This is a genomic window from Streptomyces sp. NPDC043908 (assembly GCF_056435525.1).
The window spans coordinates 778,256-799,497 of sequence record NZ_JBWKEI010000002.1 but is presented as its reverse complement, the minus strand read 5'-3'; the positions used below and the strand labels follow the sequence as shown (position 1 = coordinate 799,497).

The 21,242-nt window shown below is 74.6% G+C and carries 21 protein-coding genes and 1 pseudogene; 12 read left to right on the top strand and 10 right to left on the bottom strand.

Features of this window, described 5'->3' with window-relative positions:
- Positions 1–69: 69 nt before the first annotated feature.
- Positions 70–753 carry a uracil-DNA glycosylase gene (locus AC069K_RS07845; RefSeq protein WP_365104048.1) on the top strand — a complete coding sequence of 228 codons (684 nt, stop codon included), beginning with the start codon at positions 70–72 and terminating at the stop codon, positions 751–753.
- 54 nt (positions 754–807) lie between these two features.
- On the opposite strand, the gene AC069K_RS07840 is transcribed toward AC069K_RS07845, so the two are convergent.
- The 3 genes from AC069K_RS07840 to AC069K_RS07830 all read right to left on the bottom strand — a co-directional run bounded on the left by AC069K_RS07840 (position 808) and on the right by AC069K_RS07830 (position 2,464).
- Positions 808–1,281 carry a hypothetical protein gene (locus AC069K_RS07840; RefSeq protein WP_365104051.1) on the bottom strand — a complete coding sequence of 158 codons (474 nt, stop codon included), beginning with the start codon at positions 1,279–1,281 and terminating at the stop codon, positions 808–810.
- Positions 1,282–1,382: 101 nt separating this feature from the next.
- A complete protein-coding gene (locus tag AC069K_RS07835; RefSeq protein ID WP_365104054.1) occupies positions 1,383–1,835 on the bottom strand; it encodes a hypothetical protein in 453 nt (150 codons plus the stop codon).
- 107 nt (positions 1,836–1,942) lie between these two features.
- Positions 1,943–2,464, bottom strand: coding sequence for a DinB family protein (locus tag AC069K_RS07830; protein WP_365104056.1), 522 nt, complete (start codon positions 2,462–2,464; stop codon positions 1,943–1,945).
- Between the two features lie 143 nt (positions 2,465–2,607).
- Between AC069K_RS07830 and AC069K_RS07825 the strand changes: the two genes are divergently transcribed.
- The gene (locus AC069K_RS07825; protein ID WP_365104059.1) at positions 2,608–3,513 is read left to right on the top strand and encodes a Gfo/Idh/MocA family protein; all 906 of its coding nucleotides are present in this window, start codon (positions 2,608–2,610) and stop codon (positions 3,511–3,513) included.
- Here AC069K_RS07825 and lnt read toward each other — a convergent pair.
- Complete coding sequence (gene lnt / locus AC069K_RS07820) at positions 3,437–5,041, bottom strand: apolipoprotein N-acyltransferase (protein WP_478613202.1); 1,605 nt, start codon at positions 5,039–5,041, stop codon at positions 3,437–3,439. The genes AC069K_RS07825 and lnt overlap by 77 nt on opposite strands.
- 151 nt (positions 5,042–5,192) lie before the next feature.
- Positions 5,193–5,678: a nuclear transport factor 2 family protein gene (locus AC069K_RS07815; RefSeq protein WP_365104064.1), complete on the bottom strand. Its 486-nt coding sequence runs from the start codon at positions 5,676–5,678 to the stop codon at positions 5,193–5,195.
- 109 nt (positions 5,679–5,787) lie between these two features.
- Here AC069K_RS07815 and AC069K_RS07810 point away from each other — a divergent pair, with 109 nt between their 5' ends.
- On the top strand, positions 5,788–6,576 hold the full coding sequence (locus AC069K_RS07810; RefSeq protein ID WP_478613198.1) for a crotonase/enoyl-CoA hydratase family protein: 789 nt from the start codon (positions 5,788–5,790) through the stop codon (positions 6,574–6,576).
- Positions 6,577–6,591: 15 nt separating this feature from the next.
- Here AC069K_RS07810 and AC069K_RS07805 read toward each other — a convergent pair whose 3' ends face one another.
- Positions 6,592–7,470, bottom strand: a complete 879-nt coding sequence (locus AC069K_RS07805; RefSeq protein ID WP_365104070.1) for an undecaprenyl-diphosphate phosphatase — start codon at positions 7,468–7,470, stop codon at positions 6,592–6,594.
- A gap of 121 nt (positions 7,471–7,591) precedes the next feature.
- Positions 7,592–8,356 carry a TVP38/TMEM64 family protein gene (locus AC069K_RS07800; RefSeq protein ID WP_478613194.1) on the bottom strand — a complete coding sequence of 255 codons (765 nt, stop codon included), beginning with the start codon at positions 8,354–8,356 and terminating at the stop codon, positions 7,592–7,594.
- Positions 8,357–8,890: 534 nt separating this feature from the next.
- Here AC069K_RS07800 and tuf point away from each other — a divergent pair.
- From tuf to AC069K_RS07785, 3 genes are all read left to right on the top strand, one after another.
- Positions 8,891–10,060: an elongation factor Tu gene (tuf, locus tag AC069K_RS07795; RefSeq protein WP_478613191.1), complete on the top strand. Its 1,170-nt coding sequence runs from the start codon at positions 8,891–8,893 to the stop codon at positions 10,058–10,060.
- A gap of 75 nt (positions 10,061–10,135) precedes the next feature.
- Positions 10,136–10,978 (top strand): patatin-like phospholipase family protein, encoded by an 843-nt coding sequence (locus AC069K_RS07790; RefSeq protein WP_478613189.1) that lies wholly within the window; start codon positions 10,136–10,138, stop codon positions 10,976–10,978.
- A 34-nt stretch (positions 10,979–11,012) separates the two neighbouring features.
- Positions 11,013–11,858 (top strand): spermidine synthase, encoded by an 846-nt coding sequence (locus AC069K_RS07785; protein WP_478613186.1) that lies wholly within the window; start codon positions 11,013–11,015, stop codon positions 11,856–11,858.
- On the opposite strand, the gene AC069K_RS07780 is transcribed toward AC069K_RS07785, so the two are convergent.
- A complete protein-coding gene (locus AC069K_RS07780) occupies positions 11,820–13,139 on the bottom strand; it encodes an MFS transporter (RefSeq protein WP_478613183.1) in 1,320 nt (439 codons plus the stop codon). The two genes, AC069K_RS07785 and AC069K_RS07780, sit on opposite strands and share 39 nt — an antisense overlap.
- A 92-nt stretch (positions 13,140–13,231) precedes the next feature.
- Positions 13,232–14,290, bottom strand: a complete 1,059-nt coding sequence (locus AC069K_RS07775; protein WP_365104084.1) for a DUF8017 domain-containing protein — start codon at positions 14,288–14,290, stop codon at positions 13,232–13,234.
- 110 nt (positions 14,291–14,400) lie between these two features.
- On the opposite strand from AC069K_RS07775, the gene AC069K_RS07770 reads away from it, so the two are divergent.
- Both AC069K_RS07770 and AC069K_RS07765 read left to right on the top strand, forming a co-directional pair.
- Positions 14,401–14,838: a DUF4442 domain-containing protein gene (locus AC069K_RS07770; RefSeq protein WP_358836553.1), complete on the top strand. Its 438-nt coding sequence runs from the start codon at positions 14,401–14,403 to the stop codon at positions 14,836–14,838.
- Between the two features lie 156 nt (positions 14,839–14,994).
- The gene (locus AC069K_RS07765) at positions 14,995–15,651 is read left to right on the top strand and encodes a DedA family protein (RefSeq protein WP_358836548.1); all 657 of its coding nucleotides are present in this window, start codon (positions 14,995–14,997) and stop codon (positions 15,649–15,651) included.
- Between the two features lie 50 nt (positions 15,652–15,701).
- On the opposite strand, the gene AC069K_RS07760 is transcribed toward AC069K_RS07765, so the two are convergent.
- Complete coding sequence (locus AC069K_RS07760; protein ID WP_478613179.1) at positions 15,702–16,145, bottom strand: SRPBCC family protein; 444 nt, start codon at positions 16,143–16,145, stop codon at positions 15,702–15,704.
- A gap of 94 nt (positions 16,146–16,239) precedes the next feature.
- Here AC069K_RS07760 and AC069K_RS07755 point away from each other — a divergent pair, with 94 nt between their 5' ends.
- From AC069K_RS07755 to AC069K_RS07740, 4 genes and pseudogenes are all read left to right on the top strand, one after another.
- Positions 16,240–16,770: a gamma carbonic anhydrase family protein gene (locus AC069K_RS07755; RefSeq protein ID WP_365104090.1), complete on the top strand. Its 531-nt coding sequence runs from the start codon at positions 16,240–16,242 to the stop codon at positions 16,768–16,770.
- Between the two features lie 80 nt (positions 16,771–16,850).
- Complete coding sequence (locus tag AC069K_RS07750) at positions 16,851–17,594, top strand: acyltransferase (protein ID WP_365104093.1); 744 nt, start codon at positions 16,851–16,853, stop codon at positions 17,592–17,594.
- Positions 17,595–17,775: 181 nt separating this feature from the next.
- Positions 17,776–18,348: a helix-turn-helix domain-containing protein gene (locus AC069K_RS07745; protein ID WP_365104096.1), complete on the top strand. Its 573-nt coding sequence runs from the start codon at positions 17,776–17,778 to the stop codon at positions 18,346–18,348.
- A 423-nt stretch (positions 18,349–18,771) separates the two neighbouring features.
- Positions 18,772–21,232: pseudogene (locus tag AC069K_RS07740) on the top strand (FxsB family cyclophane-forming radical SAM/SPASM peptide maturase).
- Positions 21,233–21,242: the final 10 nt, after the last annotated feature.

Sequence of the window (21,242 nt, the reverse complement as noted above, 5' to 3'; positions counted from 1 at the left end):
CGGCCGGTAGGTTTTTCGGTAACTCGCACCGCAGGGTGCGGGGCCGGACATCCCACGGAGGTTGTTGACGTGACCGACATCGCCATGCTGCCCGAGTCCTGGCGCGGCGTCCTCGGCGAGGAGCTCCAGAAGCCGTACTTCAAGGAGCTCACCGACTTCATCGAGGAGGAGCGGGCGAAGGGTCCCGTCTACCCGCCGCGCGAGGAGGTCTTCGCCGCCCTCGACGCGACTCCGTACGACAAGGTGAAGGTCCTGGTCCTCGGCCAGGACCCGTACCACGGCCCGGGCCAGGGCCACGGGCTGTGCTTCTCGGTGCGGCCGGGCGTGCGGACGCCGCCGTCGCTGCGGAACATCTACAAGGAGATGCACGAGGAGCTCGGCCACCCGGTGCCGGACAACGGCTATCTGATGCCCTGGGCCGAGCAGGGCGTCCTGCTGCTCAACGCGGTGCTGACCGTCCGCGAGGGCGAGGCCAACTCCCACAAGGCCAAGGGCTGGGAGAAGTTCACCGACGCGGTGATCCGCGCGGTCGCCGCCCGCCCGGACCCGGCGGTCTTCGTGCTCTGGGGGAACTACGCGCAGAAGAAGCTCCCCCTCATCGACGAGGAGCGGCACGTCGTGGTGAAGGGCGCCCACCCCTCGCCGCTGTCGGCCAAGCGGTTCTTCGGCTCGCGGCCCTTCACCCAGATCAACGAGGCGGTCGCCGCGCAGGGCCACGAGGCGATCGACTGGCGCATCCCGGACCTGGGCTGACCCCGCCCGGGGCGCCCGCGCGACGGACCTCGCGGGCGCCCGGCTTCCAGGGGGTCAGGCGCCTTCGAGCCGCCGCTCCAGCCGGTCGAGGGCGGCGCGGATCCCGTTGCCGTACGCGTCGTCGGCCAGGGCGTCCAGGGCGGTGTGCGCCCGGTCCAGATGGACGCGGGCGGCGTCCGGGCGGTGCAGCTTCACGTAGTCCGCCGCCAGGTTCAGATGGAGCGAGGGGTAGAAGGCGCGGACCGCGAGCGAGGCGTGGTGCGCGTCGAGCCGGTCCTGGCCCAGCGCGTCGGCCGCCGCCAAGGCCCGCAGGTCCCAGGCGAGTTCGTCGCCCACGTCGTCCTGCGCGTCCGCCATGTAGTGCGCCAGCGTGCAGCGGTGCAGCGGGTCGCCGTGCTCGCCGATCTCGGCCCAGATGACACCGAAGCGGTTGCGCGCCTCCTCCCGGTCGCCGCCGTGCAGGAGCATCAGTGCCTGCCCGATCCGGGTCATGACGACGTCCTCCGACGCCTCCTGCTGCTCCGTCACTACGGCCTCCGCGAGCCTGTCGTACGCATCCCGTCGCCTCGACGCTAACCGCCCGCACCGACAATCGGGCTGAGGCTCCGGCGCGGCTCCCCGGCCTGTCGTTACCTGCCGTAGGTCCCCTCGCAGATGCGTGCCTCCGGGCTGTCCGGCCGCCAGCCGCCCAGCGACCGGCCCAGGTCGCAGACGTCGTCCCCGATGATCGGCGGGGGAGCGGGCACCCGGGGCACGGCCGGATGCGGCGCGGGACGCGGATGAGGGTGCGGATGGGGACGCGGCGCCGGCGGATGGGCGCGGGGACGCGGGACGGGCGCGGGGGCCGGGTGCGCGGCGGGGGTCCGGGGCGCCGGGTCCGGCGGCAGCGCCGCCTCCAGGGCCTCGCGGACGGGCGCCTGGACGACCTGGGGCCGCACGTTCCGGTCGGCCTGCCCGGTCGCCGGGCGGCCCGGCGTCGGGGGCGGCCCCGGGGCGGGGCCGTGCTCGACGGTGACACATCCGGAAACGGCCAGGGCGGCCACCCCGACGAGGAGCCTCACTGCGGTACGGGTTCGGTGCACCCGCTCAACTCTGCTGGGTGCTAGGCCCCTTGCGCGCGCGTGCGGGCCGGGATTGGCCCGCACGAGTGACGGCGCGGGGTGACGCCGAGGGGCCGGAGCGCCCCGGCTCAGTCGCCGGTGGTGCCGTCGACGCCCTCGCGCAGCAGGTCGGCGTGGCCGTTGTGGCGCGCGTACTCCTCGATCATGTGGGTGTAGATCCAGCGCAGGTTGAAGTGCTGACCGCCCCGGGAGGTGCCGGCGCTCAGCTCGTCGAGGCCGTGGCCCTCGGCGCGGGCGCGGGACGCGGCGATCTCGCCCTGCCAGGTGGCGAGCGCCTCCTCGAAGGTGTCCTCGGGGCCGACATGGAAGTCGCCGTCCGGGTCCTCGTCGGTGAAGTAGTGCGGCGCGCCCTCCCCACCACCGAACACATTGGTGAACCAGTGCTGTTCGACCTCCGCCATATGCCGTACCAGGCCCATCAGGGTCAGCCCCGAGGGCGGCATGGAGGCGGACCTCAGCTGTTCGTCGGTGAGCCCCGCGCACTTCAGGGCGAGGGTCTCGCGGTGGTACTCCAGCCAGCCCACGAGCATCGTCAGCTCGTCGGCGTCGAGGGCGGGTTCCTGGCGTTCGGGCGTCTCAGTCGTCGTCATGGCGGCCATCCTCACGGATCACGCCCGCGACCGCCACGGGTTATCGCCCGTCGGCCCGTCCGCCGCCGCCGGTCGGCCGTGGCCCGGCCCCCGTATGCTGACCAGGCAAGGAAGCAGGATGCCGGACGGCGACAGGAGACTTCGTGAAGGTCGGCTGCATCGGACTCGGGGACATCGCGCAGAAGGCCTATCTGCCGGTCCTGACCACTCTGCCGGGGACGGAGCTGCATCTGCAGACCCGTACCCCCGCCACTCTGACGCGGGTCGCCGACACCCACCACCTCCCGCTCGCCCAGCGCCACACGGAGCTCGACGCGCTCCTCGCCGAGGGCCTGGACGCCGCCTTCGTGCACGCGCCGACCGCCGTGCACCCGGCGATCGTGACCCGGCTCCTCGAAGCGGGCGTGCCGACCTACGTCGACAAGCCGCTGGCGTACGAACTCGCCGACTCCCAGCGCCTCGTGGAGCTCGCCGAGGAGCGCGGGGTGAGCCTGGCCGTCGGCTTCAACCGGCGTCTCGCCCCCGGCTACGCGCAGTGCGCCGAGCACCCGCGCGAACTGATCCTGATGCAGAAGAACCGCGTCGGCCTCCCCGAGGACCCGCGCACCCTGGTCCTGGACGACTTCATCCACGTCGTGGACACCCTGCGCTTCCTGGCGCCGGGACCCGTCGAGCACACGGTGGTGCGCGCCCGGGTCCGCGACGGCCTGATGGAGCACGTCGTCCTCCAGCTCTCCGGCGACGGCTTCACCGCCATCGGCACCATGAACCGGCTGAACGGCTCCACCGAGGAGATCCTGGAGGTCTCCGGACAGGACACCAAGCGGCAGGTGCTGAACCTGGCCGACGTCGTCGACCACAAGGGCCAGCCGACCGTGCGCCGGCGCGGCGACTGGGTGCCGGTGGCCCGCCAGCGCGGCATCGAGCAGGCCGTGCACTCCTTCCTCGACGCCGTCCGGGCCGGCAAGCTGCTCAGTGCACGGGACGCTCTTGCGACGCACGAGCTGTGCGAGCGGGTGGTACGGGAGGCTCTGGAGCAGGCCTCCTGAACGAGCGCCGCCCGACGAGGGCGCCGTACGCGGCGACGACGAGCAGCGCCGCGTACACCGCCCAGTCGCCGAACCGGAGGTAGAGGGTGCTGCCCTCGGCGAGCGGCACGTCGTAGACGGCGGCCGTGCTGCGCTCGGTGCCGAGCCAGTGGCCGATCCGCTCGCCGTCCGGGCCGTACACCGCGCTGATCCCGGTGAGCGTGGCGTGCACGGCCGGGCGGCCCGTCTCGGCGGCGCGCAGCGCGGCCAGCGAGGCGTGCTGCGCGGGGGCCCAGCTGTGCTGGAACGAGGAGGTCGAGGACTGGGCGACGACCAGCCGGGCGCCCTCGCGCACCAGATGGCGGCTCATGTCGGGGAACGCCGACTCGAAGCAGACCAGCGGGCCGATCCGCAGCCCGTCCGGCAGCGTCATCACCACCGGCGTCGTCCCCCGGCGCCGGTCCTCGCCCGCGGCCTTGCCGACGGAGGTGGCCCAGCCGAGCAGCGAACGCGCCGGGATGTACTCGCCGAACGGCACCAGCCGCATCTTGTCGTAGCGGTCGCCGGTCGGGCCGTCCGGGCCGACCAGGACCGAGCTCTTGAAGATGCCGGGCCGGTCGGCGCGGCGGGCGTCCACGTTCACCAGGATGTCCGCGCCCACCGCCCGCGAGAGCGAGGCGATCCTGGCCGCGAGGTCCGGCCGGGCCGTCAGGTCCGAACCGACGCTGCTCTCGCCCCACACCACCAGGTCCACGTCCTGCCCGGCCAGCGACCGGGTCAGCGTCTCGCTGCGGGCGAAGCGGGCGTCGGGGCCCTCGACGACACCCGGCTGCACGACCGCGATCCGCGCCCGGCCCGCCTTCTCCGGACGGGGCGCCCAGGCCCACAGGGCCCCGACGGCGACGGCACCCGCGAGGACCGCGGCCACCACCGGCGTACGAGCCGGCCGGGAGACGAGCAGGACCGTCACCGCGACGTTGACGGCGACCACCACCAGGCTCACCAGCCACACCCCGCCGACCGAGGCGAGGCGCAGGCCCATCGGCACCTGCCACTGGCTGGAGCCGAGCACGCCCCACGGGCCGCCCAACCCCTGCCAGGAGCGGACCAGTTCGACCATCAGCCAGCCGGAGGGCAGCACGGCGAGCGCGGCCGCGGCGCGCCGCGGGGAGGGCGCGCCCGCGCCGGGGCCGCCGAGCAGGGAGCGCACGAGGACACCCCAGGGCGCCCACAGCAGCCCGAGGAGGGCCGCCAGGACGACGATGAAGACCGTCAGGCTCGGCATCAGCCAGTGGTGTACCGCCAGCATGAAGCCGGTGCCGCCCAGCCAGCCGTCGAGGGCGGCCCGCCGTCCGTCGCGCGCCGACCGGATCAGCAGCAGCCACGGTACGAGCGCCACGTAAGCGAACCACCACAGGCCCGGCGCCGGGAACGCCAGCGCCGGGAGCGCCCCGGCGAGCACCGCGGCCGCGCCCCGCCACCACCGCGACACCGTCAGCAGGTGGCGCGGCCCCGTGAGACGGTGTCGCAGTCCGGCCGGTACTCGCATGCAGCGCTCTCCTCGCCCCGCCCGTGAGCGGTGGTTCCCGCCCGGGCGCCTGTCCTGGTGTGCGTCCTTCAGTGTGCGGCACATGGGCGGTCGCGCCCACCGGGGTCCTGCACGCGGCGAGTCTGCCCCCGCCGCGCCGCGGTACGCCCGCTCACCGGCCGGCGAGCGCCCCCGACACATGCCGCCACTTCTCGTGCACGGTCACCTCGCGCAGCCGCCAGCCCGCGTCGGTGCGCAGCAGCCCGAAGTCGTACCGGCCGCCGGAGAAGAAGTTGGGCTCCACCGGGCCCGCGCCGCCGTTCTCCCCGGCGCCGAACCGCATCGGGTTGAGGTAGTCGGCCCGCACCCGGGCCCGGTCGCCGGGGTAGCCGCCGAGGTCCTGGAGGGTGAGCAGCCGGTTGACGATCAGATGCTGGCGGACGGGGAAGAGCCGCATCGTCTCCGCGAGCCAGGCCGCGACCTGCGCCGCCGGCCCCTCTGTGCCGCCCGCGGCGCGGTAGTCGGCGCGCCCGTCCGGGGTGAACAGCTCCCCGTACGCGGACCAGTCGGCGTCGTCGACGGCGGCCGCGTAGCCGGTGACGATCTCATCGATGGCGAGCCGGTCCATCACGGTCGCGAGTTCCACACGCTGGGTCATCGCCACAGTGTCGGGCAGCGGGCGCGAGGGGCCAAGGGCCCCGGCGGCCGCCGGTCCGGCCGGGCCCGCTCTTGTGGGCGCGCGGCGTCGCGTGCTACCCGTGGGCGCCATGACCGTACCCAGCGAAGCCGCCGGTCCCGCCGTCCGCAGTGAGCGCGCCGGTCCCGTCACCACGGTGGTGCTCTCCCGCCCGCAGGCGCGCAACGCGGTCGACGGGCCGACCGCCCGCGCCCTCGCCGATGCCTTCCGGGCGTTCGAGGCCGACGACGAGGCCGCGGTCGCGGTGCTGTGGGGAGAGGGCGGCACGTTCTGCGCCGGCGCCGACCTCAAGGCGATCGGCACCACCGGCGGCAACACGGTGAGCGAGGACGGCGACGGTCCGATGGGCCCCACCCGGATGCGGCTCACCAAGCCGGTGATCGCGGCCGTCGCGGGACACGCCGTGGCGGGCGGACTCGAGCTCGCGCTCTGGTGCGATCTGCGGGTGGCCGAACAGGACGCGGTCTTCGGCGTCTTCTGCCGCCGATGGGGCGTGCCGCTGATCGACGGCGGTACGGTACGGCTGCCCCGGCTGATCGGCGCGGGCCGGGCCATGGACCTGGTCCTGACCGGGCGCCCGGTCGACGCGGCCGAGGCGCTCGCGATCGGGCTCGCCGACCGGGTGGTGCCGCCCGGGACGGCCCGCGCCGCGGCCGAGGAGCTGGCGGCGCGGATCGCCGCGTTCCCCCAGCTGTGCCTGCGCGAGGACCGCCTCTCGCTGCTCGAACAGGAGGGCCTGTCCGAGCCGGAGGCGCTGCGGGGCGAACTCGCGCACGGCCTGCGGTCACTGGAGCGGGCGGCCGAGGGGGCGGCCCGGTTCGCGCGGGGCGCGGGACGGCACGGGTCCTTCGGGACGTGAGGGCCCCGGCCCCGGTCAGCCGCCCGCGATCTCCCCCGCGTGCGGGCTGAGGGTGCCCGCGGCGACCAGGGCGAAGAGGGCGAGGCCGAGCAGGATCCGGTAGACGACGAACGGCATGAAGCTCTTGCTGGAGATGAACTTCATGAACCAGGCGATGACGACATATCCGACACCGAAGGCGACCACCGTGGCGAAGAGGGTCTCGGCCACCGGGGCCTGCCCCTCGCCGCCCGCGTCCTTCAGCTCGAAGACGCCGGACGCCAGCACCGCCGGGATGGCGAGCAGGAAGGAGTAGCGGGCCGCGGACTCGCGGGTGTAGCCCATCAGCAGACCGCCGCTGATGGTGGCGCCCGAGCGGGAGACGCCCGGGATCAGGGCCATGGCCTGGCACATTCCGTAGACCAGGCCGTCCTTGACGCTCAGGTCCCGGAGCGACTTGCGCTCCTTGACCGCGCGGTGGCGGCCGCCCGCCTCGTCGCGGGCGGCGCGGCGGTCGGCGATGCCGAGGACGACGCCCATCACGACCAGCGTCGTGGCGATGACCCGCAGATCGCGGAAGGTGGTGTCGATCTGGTCCTTGAGGACGATGCCGAGCACCCCGATCGGGATCGAGCCCACGATGACCAGCCAGCCCATCCGGGCGTCCTGGTCGGAGCGCATCCGGCGGTCCGTGAGCGAGCGGAACCAGGCCCCGATGATCCGGACGATGTCCTTGCGGAAGTAGATGAGGACGGCCGTCTCGGTGCCGATCTGCGTGATCGCGGTGAACGCGGGCCCCGGGTCCTGCCAGTCGGCGAAGGCCGCGGTGAGGCGGAGGTGCGCGCTGGAGGAGATCGGCAGGAACTCCGTCAGCCCCTGGACGAGCCCGAGGATGAACGATTCGAACCAAGACATGGGGCGAGGGCCATCCCGGATGCTGAAGACGGTTGCGGGCACGACGATCCGAACAGCCGGTATGACCATGTGATCGGCGGCCGGTCGCAGGGCAGCGTACAGGCCGCAGATGAACCGGGAGTTATGCGGTCCTGTCGGGCGCCGGCTGCCCGGCGCCCTCGGCCGTCCGCCCCTGCGCCGCCGCCCGCCCGCCCAGCCGGTGCCGCTTGCGCCACGCCACCGCCGCCGCGCCCAGCCCCGACACCCCGATGAACGCCATCGCGACCAGGAACACCGGCGAGGTCGGGGACGCCGCCCGGCTGCCCGCGACCACGTACGCCGCCGTGTTGGGCACCGAGCCGAGCCCCGTCGCCAGCAGGAAGGGCAGCCAGCCCATCCGTGAGACGGCCGCGCAGTAGTTGGCCGCGGCGAACGGCACCCCGGGGAAGAGGCGGATCGCCAGCATCGAGCGGAAGCCGTGCCGGCTGAGCTGGCCGTCCACCGCCTTCAGCCAGCGGCCCCGCAGGAGGGGGCGGAGGGCGTCCTGGCCGAGCATCCGGCCGAGCCCGAAGGAGATCCCGGCCCCGAGCACCGTCCCGGCGAGCGCGGACGGCAGCCCCGCCTGCGAGCCGAAGATCGCGCCCGCGGCCAGGTTGAGCAGCGGGCGTGGTACGAACGCGGCGGTGCACAGGCCGTACGCCACCCCGAACAGGACGACCGCGGCGCCGCCCCCGATCCGGTGCGGCAGGCCGTCGGCGAGCAGCCGCTGCGGCTCCAGGAGCAGTACGGTCGTGGCGGCCGCCGCGAGCACCAGCACCAGCAGGGCGAGGCGCGACCAGGGTGAGAGCAGGGCCCTGGCGCAGCGTACGGCGAGCCCGGCGGACGGGCGGACGGCGTCGTCGAGCATCCGGGGAGACTAACCGACGCGGGCATGTGATCGCCGTAACGGGCCTCGCGCGACGGCCCGTACGCGAGCCGCCGCGCCCCTCGCGCGGCGGGCCCGGCCCCTGTTCGCCCGCTTCCCCGGCCGGTGCGGCGAAGGCGCTGACCGCGGCCGACCGCCGGGCGGCCCCGGCCGCCCACCGCCGTGCACTGCCGCATGCGCTCAGCCCGGCGGAAGGCCGGCCACCGCGCCCGGGACCCGTCGGAACACGCCCCCCGATCGCCCGCTCCCGCTCGGCCCCGCGGCCGAAAACCATTCGACTCCCGGCCGGGGCCGGGGCACCATCGGCGGCATGTGCCGGCCCGCCTCCCCCGCAGCGCCGTCCGCCGTCGCGGACGCGCCGGAGGCTGTCCTCGTGAGGGCGGCGTTCGTCGTCGCGGTGCCCTTCTGCGGCGCCCGAAGCTGACCCTTCCCGGAGAGACCGGCGGACCCCGCGGGGGGAGGGTCGGCCGGACTCAGGGGCCCCACCTCCGCGCAGGGACACCCAGGGACACAGCCATGCCCAGGACGCCGTACGTACGCACCAAGCCCCACCTCAACATCGGCACGATGGGCCATGTCGACCACGGCAAGACCACGTTGACCGCCGCCCTCACCAAGGTCCTCGCCGAACGCGGCACCGGCACGTTCCTTCCCCCCGACCGGATCGACCGGGCGCCGGAGGAGGCCGCGCGGGGCATCACCATCGCCCTCGCGCACGTCGAGTACGAGACCGACACCCGCCACTACGCCCACGTCGACATGCCCGGCCACGCCGACTACGTCAAGAACATGGTCACCGGGGCCGCCCAGCTCGATGGGGCGATCCTCGTCGTCTCCGCGCTCGACGGGGTCGGGCCGCAGACCGCCGAGCACGTGCTGCTCGCCCGCCAGGTGGGCGTGGACCACATCGTGGTCGCCCTCACCAAGGCGGACGCAGCCGACGACGAGCCGACCGACCTGGTCGAGCTGGAGGTGCGCGACCTGCTCTCGGCGCACGGATACGGCGGCGACTCGGTGCCCGTCGTCCGCGTCTCGGGACTCGGAGCGCTGACGGGCCAGCCGCGCTGGACGGCGTCGATCGAGGCCCTGCTGGACGCGGTCGACACCTATGTGCCGCTGCCGGAGCGCCGCACGGACGCGCCGTTCCTGCTGCCCGTGGAGAGGGTGCTGACCCTCACCGGCCGCGGCACGGTCGTCACCGGCGCCGTCGAGCGCGGCACCGTCCGCGTCGGGGACCGGGTGGAGGTGCCCGGCGCCGGGGTGGAGAGCGTCGTCACCGGTCTGGAGACCTTCGGCAGGCCGATGGAGTCCGCCGAGGCGGGCGACAGCGTGGCGCTGCTGCTGCGCGGGGTGCCGCGCGGCGCGGTGCGGCGCGGCCAGGTCGTCGCGGCGCCAGGCACCCTCACCCCGAGCCGCCGCTTCGCCGCGCGGGTGCACGTCCTGTCGGCGCGCGAGGGCGGCCGCACCACCCCCATCGCCACCGGCTACCGGCCGCAGTTCCACCTCCGTACCGCCGACGTCACCGGGACCGTCGACCTCGGCGAGAGAGCGGTGGCGCGCCCCGGCGACACGGTCACCATGACCGTGGAGCTGGGCCGGGACCTGCCGCTGGAGCCCGGGCTCGGCTTCGCGGTCCGCGAGGGCGGACGCACGGTCGGCGCCGGGACGGTCACCGCTCTCCTGTGAGCGGCGGCCATCCGGACCCGTCTCCTCCGGGCCCCCGGGGGAGACGGGCCGCCGGCGTTCCGTCATGCTTCCGGCATGACGGACAGGGCACTGGTGCTCGGCTCGGGCGGTATCACCGGCGTGGGCTGGGAGATCGGCATGCTGTACGGGCTCGCCGAGGCGGGCGTCGACGTGAGCGGCGCCGACCTGGTGGTCGGCAGCTCGGCGGGCTCGGTGGTCGCCGCGCAGATCACCTCGGGACGGATCGGACTGCGGCAGCTGTACGAGCGTCAGCTCGCCCCGCCCGACGGTGAGATCCCGGCGCAGCTGGGCCCGGCCGCCCTCCTCCGCTTCGCCCGCGCGGCGCTGACCTCCCGTACGCCCGAGGAGTACGGCAGGAAGCTGGGCCGGGTGGCGCTCGCCCGGAGCGCGGGTCCGGAGGCGGCCCGGCGGAAGGTGATCGCCGGACGGCTGGTCTCCCACACGTGGCCGCAGGACCGGCGGCTGAAGATCACCGCGGTCGCGGCCGACAGCGGCGAACTGCGGGTCTTCGACCGGGACAGCGGCGTGGGGCTGGTGGACGCCGTCGCCGCCAGCTGCGCGGTGCCCGGGGTGTGGCCCGCCGTCACCATCGAGGGCCGCCGCTGGATCGACGGCGGGGCGCACTCCCCGGCCAACGCCCAGCTCGCCGCGGGCTACGACCGGGTGCTGGTCCTCGCCCCGCTCGCGCTCGGCGGCGGCCCGCTGGACTCGCCGCGCACCCAGGTGGCCAGGCTGATCGGCGCGGGCGCGCGCGTGGAGCTCATCACGCCCGGCTCCGCCGCCCGCCGCGCCTTCGGCCGCAACTCCCTCGAACCCGCCCGGCGCGCCCCGGCCGCCCGCGCGGGCCGCGCCCAGGCGGCCGCCCACGCGGCGGCCGTCGCCGAGCTCTGGGCGTAGCGGCGCCCGGCCGCCGTCGGCGCACAATGGGACGGTGAACGAGCCGATACCGGTCAGCCGGACAGTGGACTGGGGCACCGCCAAGCTGATGCCCGACGTGGACCGGGAGCGCGCCTGGCTGCTCACCGTGGACGGGGCGCCGCAGTCCTACGTCGACCTCGACGACCCGACGTACATCGAGTTCGAGTACGCCCGCAGGCTCGCCCATGTCGTCGACTGCGCGGGGGAGCCGGGCGCTCCGCTCGACGCGCTCCACCTCGGCGGCGGCGCGCTCACCCTGCCCCGCTATCTGGCGGCGACCCGGCCGGGCTCGCGCCAGGACGTGGTGGAGGCCGACCGGGGGCTGCTCGCCCTGGTCACCGAGCATCTGCCGGTGCCCGGCGGCAGCGGGATCCGGGTGCACGCGGCCGACGCCCGCGCCTGGGCCGAGGCCGCCCCCGCGGACTCCGCCGATCTGCTCCTCGCGGACGTGTTCGGCGGCTCCCGGGTGCCCGCGCACCTCACCTCGGTCGAGTACGCGCGCGTCGCCGAGCGGGTGCTGCGGCCCGGCGGGCTCTACGCGGCCAACCTCGCCGACGGCCGGCCCTTCGACTTCCTCCGCCCCCAACTGGCCACCTTCCGGGCGGTGTTCGAGCACGTCGCACTGATCGCGGAGCCCTCGGTGCTGCGCGGGCGGCGGTTCGGCAACGTGGTGCTGCTCGCCTCGCACGTCCCGCTGCCCCTGGCCCCGCTCGCCCGGCTCACCGCCGGGGACGCCTTCCCGGCCCGGGTCGAGCACGGCGAGGCGCTGCGGCGGTTCACCAGGGGCGCGGCGCCCGTACCGGACAGCGAGGCGAAGCCGTCACCCGAGCCCCCCGACGGGGCGTTCGGCATCGGCTGAGACGGCGGCGACCGCCGCCTGCGGCTCCTGCGGCCCGGCCGCCACCGGCGTGGTGCGGCGCGTGAGGTTGCGGACGTCCGGGACCGTGAGCACCGCGGCGGTCAGGACCACGATCACCGCCGCGCAGCCCCACAGCGCGGAGGTCCGGCCGAAGGAGCTCTCTGCGGGGCCCGCGAGCGCGGTGGCCAGCGGCACCACGGCGAGCGAGCCCAGCCAGTCGTACGCCGAGACCCGCGACAGCTTCTCCTCCGGTATCTCCTGGTGCATCGCGGTCATCCAGGAGACGCCGAACACCTCGATCGACACACCGGTCACGAACATCACCGCGACCAGCACCCCGATCGGCACCGGCACGGCGAGCGCGGCGGAGGGCAGCGCGAGGGGGAAGACGCAGAGCGAGCCCGCGAACAGCAGCCGGCGCGGCTTCCAGCGCGTCATCACCAGGGCGCCGCCGACCGTGCCCGCGCCGAACGCGGCGAGCGCCAGGCCCCACGGCCCCGGCCCGCCCAGATGGTCCCGGGCGACCAGCGGCCCGTACACCGCGTCGGCCGCCACCACCACGGCGTTGACGACCGAGAACTGCGCCACGATCGCCCACAGCCAGGGGCGCCCGGTGAACTCCCGCCAGCCGTCGCGCAGATCGGCCAGCATCCCGCCGCCCGGCGCGCGCCGCGGGAGGTGGCGCACGTCGATGAAAGCGCGCAGCGCGCCCGCCACGGCGAAGGCGGCCGCGTCGATCGCGAGCACCCAGCCGGGGCCGACGGCGGCGATCAGCGCACCGCCGAGCGCGGCGCCGCCGATGCCCGCGCCCTGCATGGCCATCCGGTACAGCGCGAAGGCCCGTCCGGCCTCCTCGCCCTCCACGCTGGACATCAGCATGCCCTCGGAGGCCGGGCCGAAGAACGCCTGGCCCACACCGCCGAGCGCGCTGAGCGCCAGCATCTGCCAGAGCGCCGGAGTGCCGGTCAGGACGAGGAGCGCGAAGGCGCCCTGGGAGAGGAAGTTGAGGGTGTTGGCGGCGACCATCACGTGGTGCCGGGGTATCCGGTCCGCCAACGCGCCGCCGACGAGCAGGAAGAGGACGAGCGGCACGGTACGGGCCGCCGCCACCAGACCCACGTCGCCACTGTCGCCGCCGGACTGGAGCACCGCGAACGCCGAGGCGATGAGCGCGCCCTGGCTGCCCAGGTTGGTCACGATCGCGGCGGCGGTCAGCAGGGAGTAGGTGCGGCCCGCCCAGGCGGGGCGGCGGAAGCGGGAAGCGGCGGCGGCAGATGTCACCTGTGGACTATCGCCGCCGCCGCACCGATGTGCCAAACCGTCCGGCGGTGCCGTGCGCGGTGCCGGGGGTGTCACCGCGTCACGACGGGAGGTCAGCCGGTGGGCGCCCCGGCGAGGCGGACCGTGCTGAGGATCTTCTGGATGGTCGCCTCGTCGACCGCCCCGCTGACGCCGGTGGCCGCGTAGAGGCTCCACGCCACGAAGTCGCCCTTGGCGTTCTTGAACCCGAAGGTGATCGCCTGGCCGTCGGTGTCGCACTTGCTGGTCTTCTTGACCCCGGTCGCCGACGCGCGGGCGACGCTGCCCACGATGCCCGACTTGGTGGTGTACGGGACGGGCTTGGTGGTCTTGATGATGTTCTTGTCCGGCTGCGTGTACGCGCCGTACACCCACCACGGCACCTGGTTCCCGGCCACCTCGTCGGTGTTCTTGGCGCCGTCGGCGCCCTTGGTGCCGGTGCCCGCGAGCTCGGTGTCCTCGGTGTTGCCGTCGTGGTTGGAGTCCTCGCTGCACCACTTGGGCTTGTAGTACGCGGGCGCCGACTGCATGATGATCGGCTTCCCGGTCGGGTTGGCGTGGTCCTCGAACCCGCCGGCCCACGACGGGCCCTTGAACTCCCAGTCCGACGGGACGTCGAAGGCCGTGCCCCACTTGGGGTTCACGATGACCTTCCAGCCCTCGATCGTCGGCTTCATGTCCTCCGTGGAGCCGCCGCGCGGGTTCGGGGCGGGCGAGGAGGCCTGCGGGGGAGCCGAGGAGCTGGACGGCGGCTTGCTGTCGGCCTTGTCGTCCTTCTTGCCGTCGTCCTTCATCACCACGACGCCGGTGACGACGGCCGCGACCACGACCGCGGTCGCCGCGACGATGGCGATCAGGGTCGTCTTCTTCTTGTCGCCGTCGCCGTTCTGCGGAGGCATCGGCGGTCCGGGCGGCGCACCCACCGGGTACTGCGGCACGGTCGGCTGCTGGTACGGGTTGGGCTGCTGCGGATAGCCGTATCCCGGCTGCTGGTAGCCGCCGACCGCGGGCTGCGCGGGCTGCGTCGGCTGCTGGTACGGGTTGGGTGCCTGGTACCCCGGCTGCTGGTACGGGTTCTGGTTAGGGTCCTGCGGATTCTGCTCGCCCCCGGGCGGCTGCTGTCCTTGCCACATGGCGAGTAACCATAGAGGGGCCGAGGGGCCCGTTCGACGTCCGCCCCTGTGAGGGGATGGTCAAGGTCTACTACTCACGGGTAACATCCGATGGCATGAGCGCTGATCAGATGTCCGTCGGCGAGATGCTCGCCGCGACCGTTCCCATGGCCAGGACCCTTGAGCTGGAGTTCCTGGAGACCACCCCCGAGCGGGCCGTGGTCCGGCTGCCCGACCGGGCCGCGTACCACAACCATGTGGGCGGACCGCACGCCGGCGCGATGTTCACGCTCGCCGAGTCCGCCAGCGGCGCCATCGTGATCGCCGCCTTCGGCGACCAGATGAACCGCGCCGTGCCGCTCGCCGTCAAGGCCGAGATCGGCTACAAGAAGCTCGCCATGGGCGTGGTCACCGCCACCGCCACCCTGGGCCGCCCGATCGCGGACGTCGTCGCGGAGCTGGACGCGGGGCAGCGCCCCGAGTTCCCGGTCGCCATCGAGATCACCCGCGAGGACGGCGCCGTCACCGGCGAGATGACCGTCGTCTGGACCCTGCGCCCCAACGCCTGATCCACGCCCCGCCCGCGCGCCGGGAACGTGCGGGTGCCGCCCGCCGGGGCCGGTTCCGGCACGCCGTCGGCCCGGGGCGAGCAGGTAGGCTGCCCGGGGTGCGCCAAGGGGGGCGCACGCCGGGCGTCGGCCCGTCGCGATCGGGAGGAACGGGCGTTGCACATCCAGGAGTGGCTGGAGAACATCCCCGCCGTCAGTGTCTACCTCCTGGTGGGGCTGGTCATCGGCTTGGAGAGCCTCGGCATTCCGCTGCCGGGCGAGATCGTCCTGGTCAGCTCCGCGCTGCTGGCGTCCCAGGAGGGTCACATCAACCCGGTGATCCTCGGCGCCGCCGCCGTGGCCGGCGCGGTCATCGGCGACTCGATCGGCTACGCGATCGGCCGCAAGGGCGGCCGGCCGCTGCTCGCCTGGCTCGGCGCCAGGTTCCCGCGGCACTTCAGCGAGGGCCATGTCGCCATGGCCGAGAAGTCCTTCAAGAAGTGGGGCATGTGGGCGGTCTTCTTCGGCCGCTTCATCGCGCTGCTGCGCATCTTCGCGGGCCCGCTGGCCGGTGTACTGCACATGCCGTACTGGAAGTTCCTCATCGCCAACGTCCTCGGCGGCATCTGCTGGGCGGGCGGGACCACGGCCGCGATCTACTACATCGGTGTGGTCGCCGAGTCCTGGCTGAAGAACTTCTCCTACGTGGGCCTGGGCCTCGCGGCCGTGCTGGGCGTGGTCTCGATGCTGGTCGTCAAGAACCGCGCGAAGAAGGCCTCGGCCGAGCTGGAGACGGCCGCCGCCCCGGCCGAGAACGTGCCCGCCGCGGAGTGACCCGCCCGCCCACCGGGTGAGCGGACCGGTCAGCGCGCGAGGGCCCCGCGTCAGCGCGCGAGGATCCTGGTCAGCGCGCGGCCGAAGACCAGCCGCCCGGCCCGGGCGGTCAGCGCGTCGAGCGCGCGCGGCAGCCCCCGCACCCGCAGGTCCTCGCGCCACACCAGCAGCGCCCCCGCGGATCCCGGACGGCCGGGACGCACCTCGATCTCGGCCCAGCCGGTGACCACCCGCCCGCGCTTCTCCAGCCGGCAGCGGCCCGGCCGCCCCGCCTCGGGCGGCTCCCACACCACGACCTCCATGGGGTCCTCGAACGCCAGGCGCCCCGCGCCCGTGCGCGCCACGAAGACCGTGCCGACGCCGGTGGGACCGGGCGTGACGACGGTGATCCGGGTCAGCGGGACGCTGCCCGAGTGGCGCGGCCAGTCGGTGAGCCGCCGCCACACCTCGGCGGGGCCCGCCTCCGTACACCGCTCGATCCGGAAGAGTGCCATCCGGCGAGCCTACGGGCCACCCGGGCGCACGTCCCGGCGACCCGTCGCCTACCGTGCCCCTGGGTGCGATGAGATCCGTACGAAGGAGTGGCGCATGGCGGAGCGGGCGTTGGTCGCGGCGGTGGGCGGGAAGAAGCCGCGGGTCGATCCGGCGGCCTTCACGGCGCCCACCTCGGTGGTGCTCGGCGAGGTGACCCTGGCCGCGGGGGCGAGCGTCTGGTACCACACGGTGCTGCGGGCCGACTGCGGTCCCATCACGGTCGGCGCCGACAGCAACATCCAGGACAACTGCACGGTCCACGTCGACCCCGGCTTCCCCGTCACGGTCGGCGAACGCGTCTCGGTCGGGCACAACGCGGTCCTGCACGGCTGCACGGTCGAGGACGACGTCCTCGTCGGCATGGGGGCGACCGTCCTCAACGGGGCCGTGATCGGCGCCGGTTCGCTGGTCGCCGCGCAGGCGCTGGTGCCCCAGGGCATGGTCGTGCCGCCCGGTTCGCTGGTCGCGGGCGTGCCCGCCCGGGTCCGGCGCGAACTCACCGCCGAGGAGCGCGAGGGCCTCAAGGTCAACGCGCTGATGTACGTGGGCCTGGCCCGGGACCACCGCGAGGCGCACGGCGGCTGACCGCCCGCGCGCCCGGCCTGAGCGGAAGATCACAGGTCCCGGCGCTGACCGGCGCAGTCGGCGGTGAGTACCGTGTGCGGGTGCCGAAGAACAGAAACACGTTCTCCTCGCTGACCGCCTGGCGGCGCCGGCTGGCCGCGGGCGCGGTCCAGCGCGGCTGGCAGTGGGTGCAGCGGGCCGGAGCGGTCACCGCCGAGCACCCCGGGCGGCTGCGGTTCCGCCGGATCGGCGCCGGCACCCGGCTCGCCTTCCCGCAGGGCACCGTCTTCGGCGAACCCTGGATCGAGCTGGGCGACCACTGCATCATCGGCGAACAGGTCACGCTGACGGCCGGGATGATGCCGGGCCTCGACCTCGGCGCCGAACCGATCCTCACCCTCGGGGACGGCGTGGTGCTGGGCCGCGGCAGCCACGTCATCGCGGACACGACGGTGACCATCGGCTCGAACACGTACTGCGGCCCGTACGTCTACATCACCTCCACCAACCACAGCTACGACGACCCGCACCAGCCCGTCGGCAAGCAGTGGCCCCGGATGGAACCCGTGGAGATCGGACCGGGCTGCTGGCTGGGCACCGGCGCTGTGGTGCTGCCGGGGGCCCGGCTCGGCCGCAACGTGGTCGTCGCGGCGGGCGCGGTGGTCCGGGGCGAGGTGCCCGACCACGCGGTGGTGGCCGGGGCGCCCGCCCGGGTCGTACGGACGTGGGACCGGGAGAACGGCTGGCAGCCGCCGCTGCGCACGCCCGCCCCGGTGCCGATCCCCGAGGGGGTCACCCCGCAGCAGCTGCTCGCCGTCGCGGAGTTGGCGGCCGACGAGGCGTAGGGGCCGTCGGCGGCCACGTCGGCCGGCCTCACGAAGGCGAGCGCGGACCCCGCCTCGTGCCCTCCCCCCGCAGTACAGTGCGGTGAACGGCTCGGTGCAGCGGACCGTAGTTCATTACACTGAACGCGTCATTCAAAATAGTAGCCGGTCGCCCCGGGGTGGCCCCCATGATGGACGGAATGTGTCGGACCTCGATCTGCTGACCCAGTCCCTGGCCCGCAACGTCAAGCGCCGGCGCGCCGAGCGCGGCCTCACCCTGGACGCGCTGGCCACCCGCGCCGGAGTCAGCCGCGGCATGCTCATCCAGATCGAGCAGGCCCGGACCAACCCCAGCGTCGGCACCGTGGTGAAGATCGCCGACGCGCTCGGGGTGAGCATCACGACCCTGCTCGACTACGAGAGCGGGCCCAGCGTGCGGATCGTCCCGCCGGACCAGGCCGTCCGGCTCTGGTCCACCGAAGGGGGCAGCTCCAGCACCCTGCTCGCGGGCGCCGAGGCGCCCGGCCCGCTGGAGATGTGGCGGTGGCACCTGATGCCCGGCGAGGGCAGCGCCTCCGACCCGCACCCGGCGGGCACCTTCGAGCTGATCCATGTCGGCGAGGGCACCCTCACCCTCGTCGTGGACGGCGTCGAACACGCCGTCCCGGCGGGCCACTCCGTCTCCTTCGAGGCCGCCACGAGCCACACCTACCGCAACGACGGCACCCAGCCGGTGGAGATGACGATGGCGATCTCCGTGCCCATCGAGCGCTGACGGCGCCGACCCCGCTGACAGCTCCGGCGGTGCCCGTGGTGCCCGCGGGGCTCCCGTCACGTACCGCGAGGCCCGCCGGATGGCGCGAACCGGCCATCCATGCGCGGGAGTCGGACCGATCGGCGCGGTCCTGTGCGAGAGTGGCCGATGCGGGGAAGACAAGTGCGGAGAGGGTGAGCACCCTCCCGCAACCAGGCACGCCCGCCGGTGGGGGGATTCATGGGACATCTCGTCACGGCCGCCGAACGACCTTGTCCGGCGCCCGACCGTCAGGGCCGTGAAAGGCCATCACTGCACACACAGGCCGCCCGGGCACGCGGCGGGGACCTCCCCGTCGCGATCCAGCGCCTGATCGCCGCCGAGAACGCCTCGACGGTTCCGGTAGCCGCCTTCCAGTCGGCGCTCTAGCCGGAGGCCCCGGCCATGGACCGGTCACCTCCGGTGGTGTCGCAGGTCGTCCTGAAGATGCACAGCCGGTGCGACCTGGCGTGTGACCACTGCTATGTGTACGAACACGCCGACACCAGCTGGCGCGGCCGGCCCAGGGCCGTCTCGCACGAGATCCTGGCCGCCACGGCGGCCCGGATCGCCGCCCACGCCCGGAGCCACCGGCTCCCCGCCGTCCACGTGGTCCTGCACGGCGGCGAACCCCTGCTGGCCCGCCCTGCTGAGACACGCGGCCGAGGAGCTCGGACGCGCCCTGCGCGGCATCAGCACCCTCGACCTGCGCATCCACACCAACGGGGTCCTGCTCGACGAGGAGTTCTGCGAACTCTTCCGGGAACTCGGCGTCCACGTCGGCGTCTCGCTCGACGGCGACCGCGCGGCAAACGACCGCCACCGCCGCTACGCCGACGGCCGCAGCAGCCACGCCCGCGTCGTCGAGGCGGTCGCCCTGCTGAGCCGCCCCCGCTACCGGGAGCTGTTCGCCGGACTGCTGTGCACCATCGACCTGGAGAACGACCCGGTCGCGGTCTACGACGCGCTGGCCGCCCTGCGCCCTCCCCGCGTCGACTTCCTGCTGCCGCACGCGACCTGGGACCACCCGCCGCCGCGCCCCGCGCACACGCCCACGCCGTACGCGGACTGGCTCGACGCCGTCTACCGGCGGTGGGACGAGCAGGGGCGGCCGGTCCCCGTACGCCTCTTCGAGTCCGTCCGGCGCACCCTGCGCGGCGGCGACAGCCTCACCGAGTCCCTCGGGCTCACCCCGGCCGACCTGGTCGTCGTCGAGACCGACGGCACCTTCGAACAGGCCGACAGCCTCAAGACGTCCTACGACGGCGCCCCCGCCACCGGCATGAACGTCTTCGAGCACAGTCTCGACGACGTGCTCACCCACCCCGGGATGCTGGCCCGCCAGAAGGGGATCGAGGCGCTGTGCGCGCGGTGCACCGCGTGTCCCGTGGTGGCGTCCTGCGGCGGCGGCCTCTACGCCCACCGCTACCGGACCGGAACCGGCTTCGACAACCCGTCCGTGTTCTGCCCCGACCTGATGGCGCTGATCATGAACATCCGCAGGCACGAGTCGCTCCCCGAGCCCCCGGCGCACGCCCGGGCCGACGAGCCCGCCACCACCGGCCAAGCCACCCGGCCCGAACCCGAACAGACGCTGGAGGCGGCCGACTTCGACGAGCTGGCCGCCGGCTTCGGCGGCGCCGGAGCCGTCTCCCGGCTCGCCGTCGCCCAGCTCGACCTCAACCGGGGTCTGCTCGCCGCTCTCGGCGGCCGGGTGGACCCGGCGGACCGCCGGGCGGGCGCCGCCTGGGAGCTGCTGCTGGATCTGGACACGGCGGCGCCGCACGCGCTGGAGGCCGCCCTCGCCCACCCCTACTTCCGGCCGTGGGCGCTCGGCGTGCTCGGCGGCCGGGAACCCGCCGCGCTCGCGGGCGGTCTCGCGGAGCTGGCGGCGTCGGCGGCGCTGCGGGCCCGGCGCGCGGACACCGTCGTCGTACCGCTGCGCGACGGCACCCTGCGGCTGCCCGGCATCGGCAGGGCCCTGCTCCCGGGAGGTGCCGAGGAGGCCGAACTGACCGCCCAGGCCTACGGGTTCACCGTACGGGCCGGGGGCCGGCGGATCCGGATGGGCTGGAGCGAGGGCCTGGACGGCCGCACCCCGCACTGGCAGCCCGTACGGCTCTTCGAGGCGGGCGGCTGGACCGTCGCCCTGGAGGACACCGACCCGCTGCGCGACCGCTACCCCTGGCCCCCGGAGGAGCGCCTGCCCGCCTCGGGGGCGCGCGCCTGGGCCGACGCGCTCGCGGGCGCCTGGGCGCTCATCCAGCGCCATCTGCCGGCGTACGCGCCGGGGATCTCCGCCGGGCTGCGCTCCATCACCCCGCTGAGCCCCCGGGCGGGCAGCGACACCAGCGCCACCTGCCGGGACGCCTTCGGGGCCGTGGGCGCGGCCCGCCCCGCCGCCCCCGCCCTCCTCGCCCTCCTGATCGTCCATGAGTTCCAGCACGTGAAGCTGGGCGCGGTGCTCGACAGCTGCGACCTGTACGACCCGCAGGACACCGACCGCTACTACGCGCCCTGGCGCGACGACCCCCGGCCGCTCGGGGCCCTGCTGCAAGGCGCGTACGCGCATCTGGCGGTCACCGACTTCTGGCGGGCGCGGCGCACGGCCGCCGAGACCGCGGCGGGGCGCGCGCGGGCGGAGAGCGAGTTCGCGCGCCGGCGCCGGCAGACGACGGAGGCCATCGACACCCTGGCCCGCTGCGGCGCGCTCACCGGCCCCGGCAAGCGCTTCGTCGCCGGGATGGGGGAGAGAGCCGCGGCCTGGCGGGAGGAGCGGGTGGCACCCGAGGCGCTCGCCGCCGCCGCCGATTCCGCCCGGCGCCACCGGGACGCCTGGCGGGCGCGCAACGCGCCGCGCGGGTGACAGGCCGCCC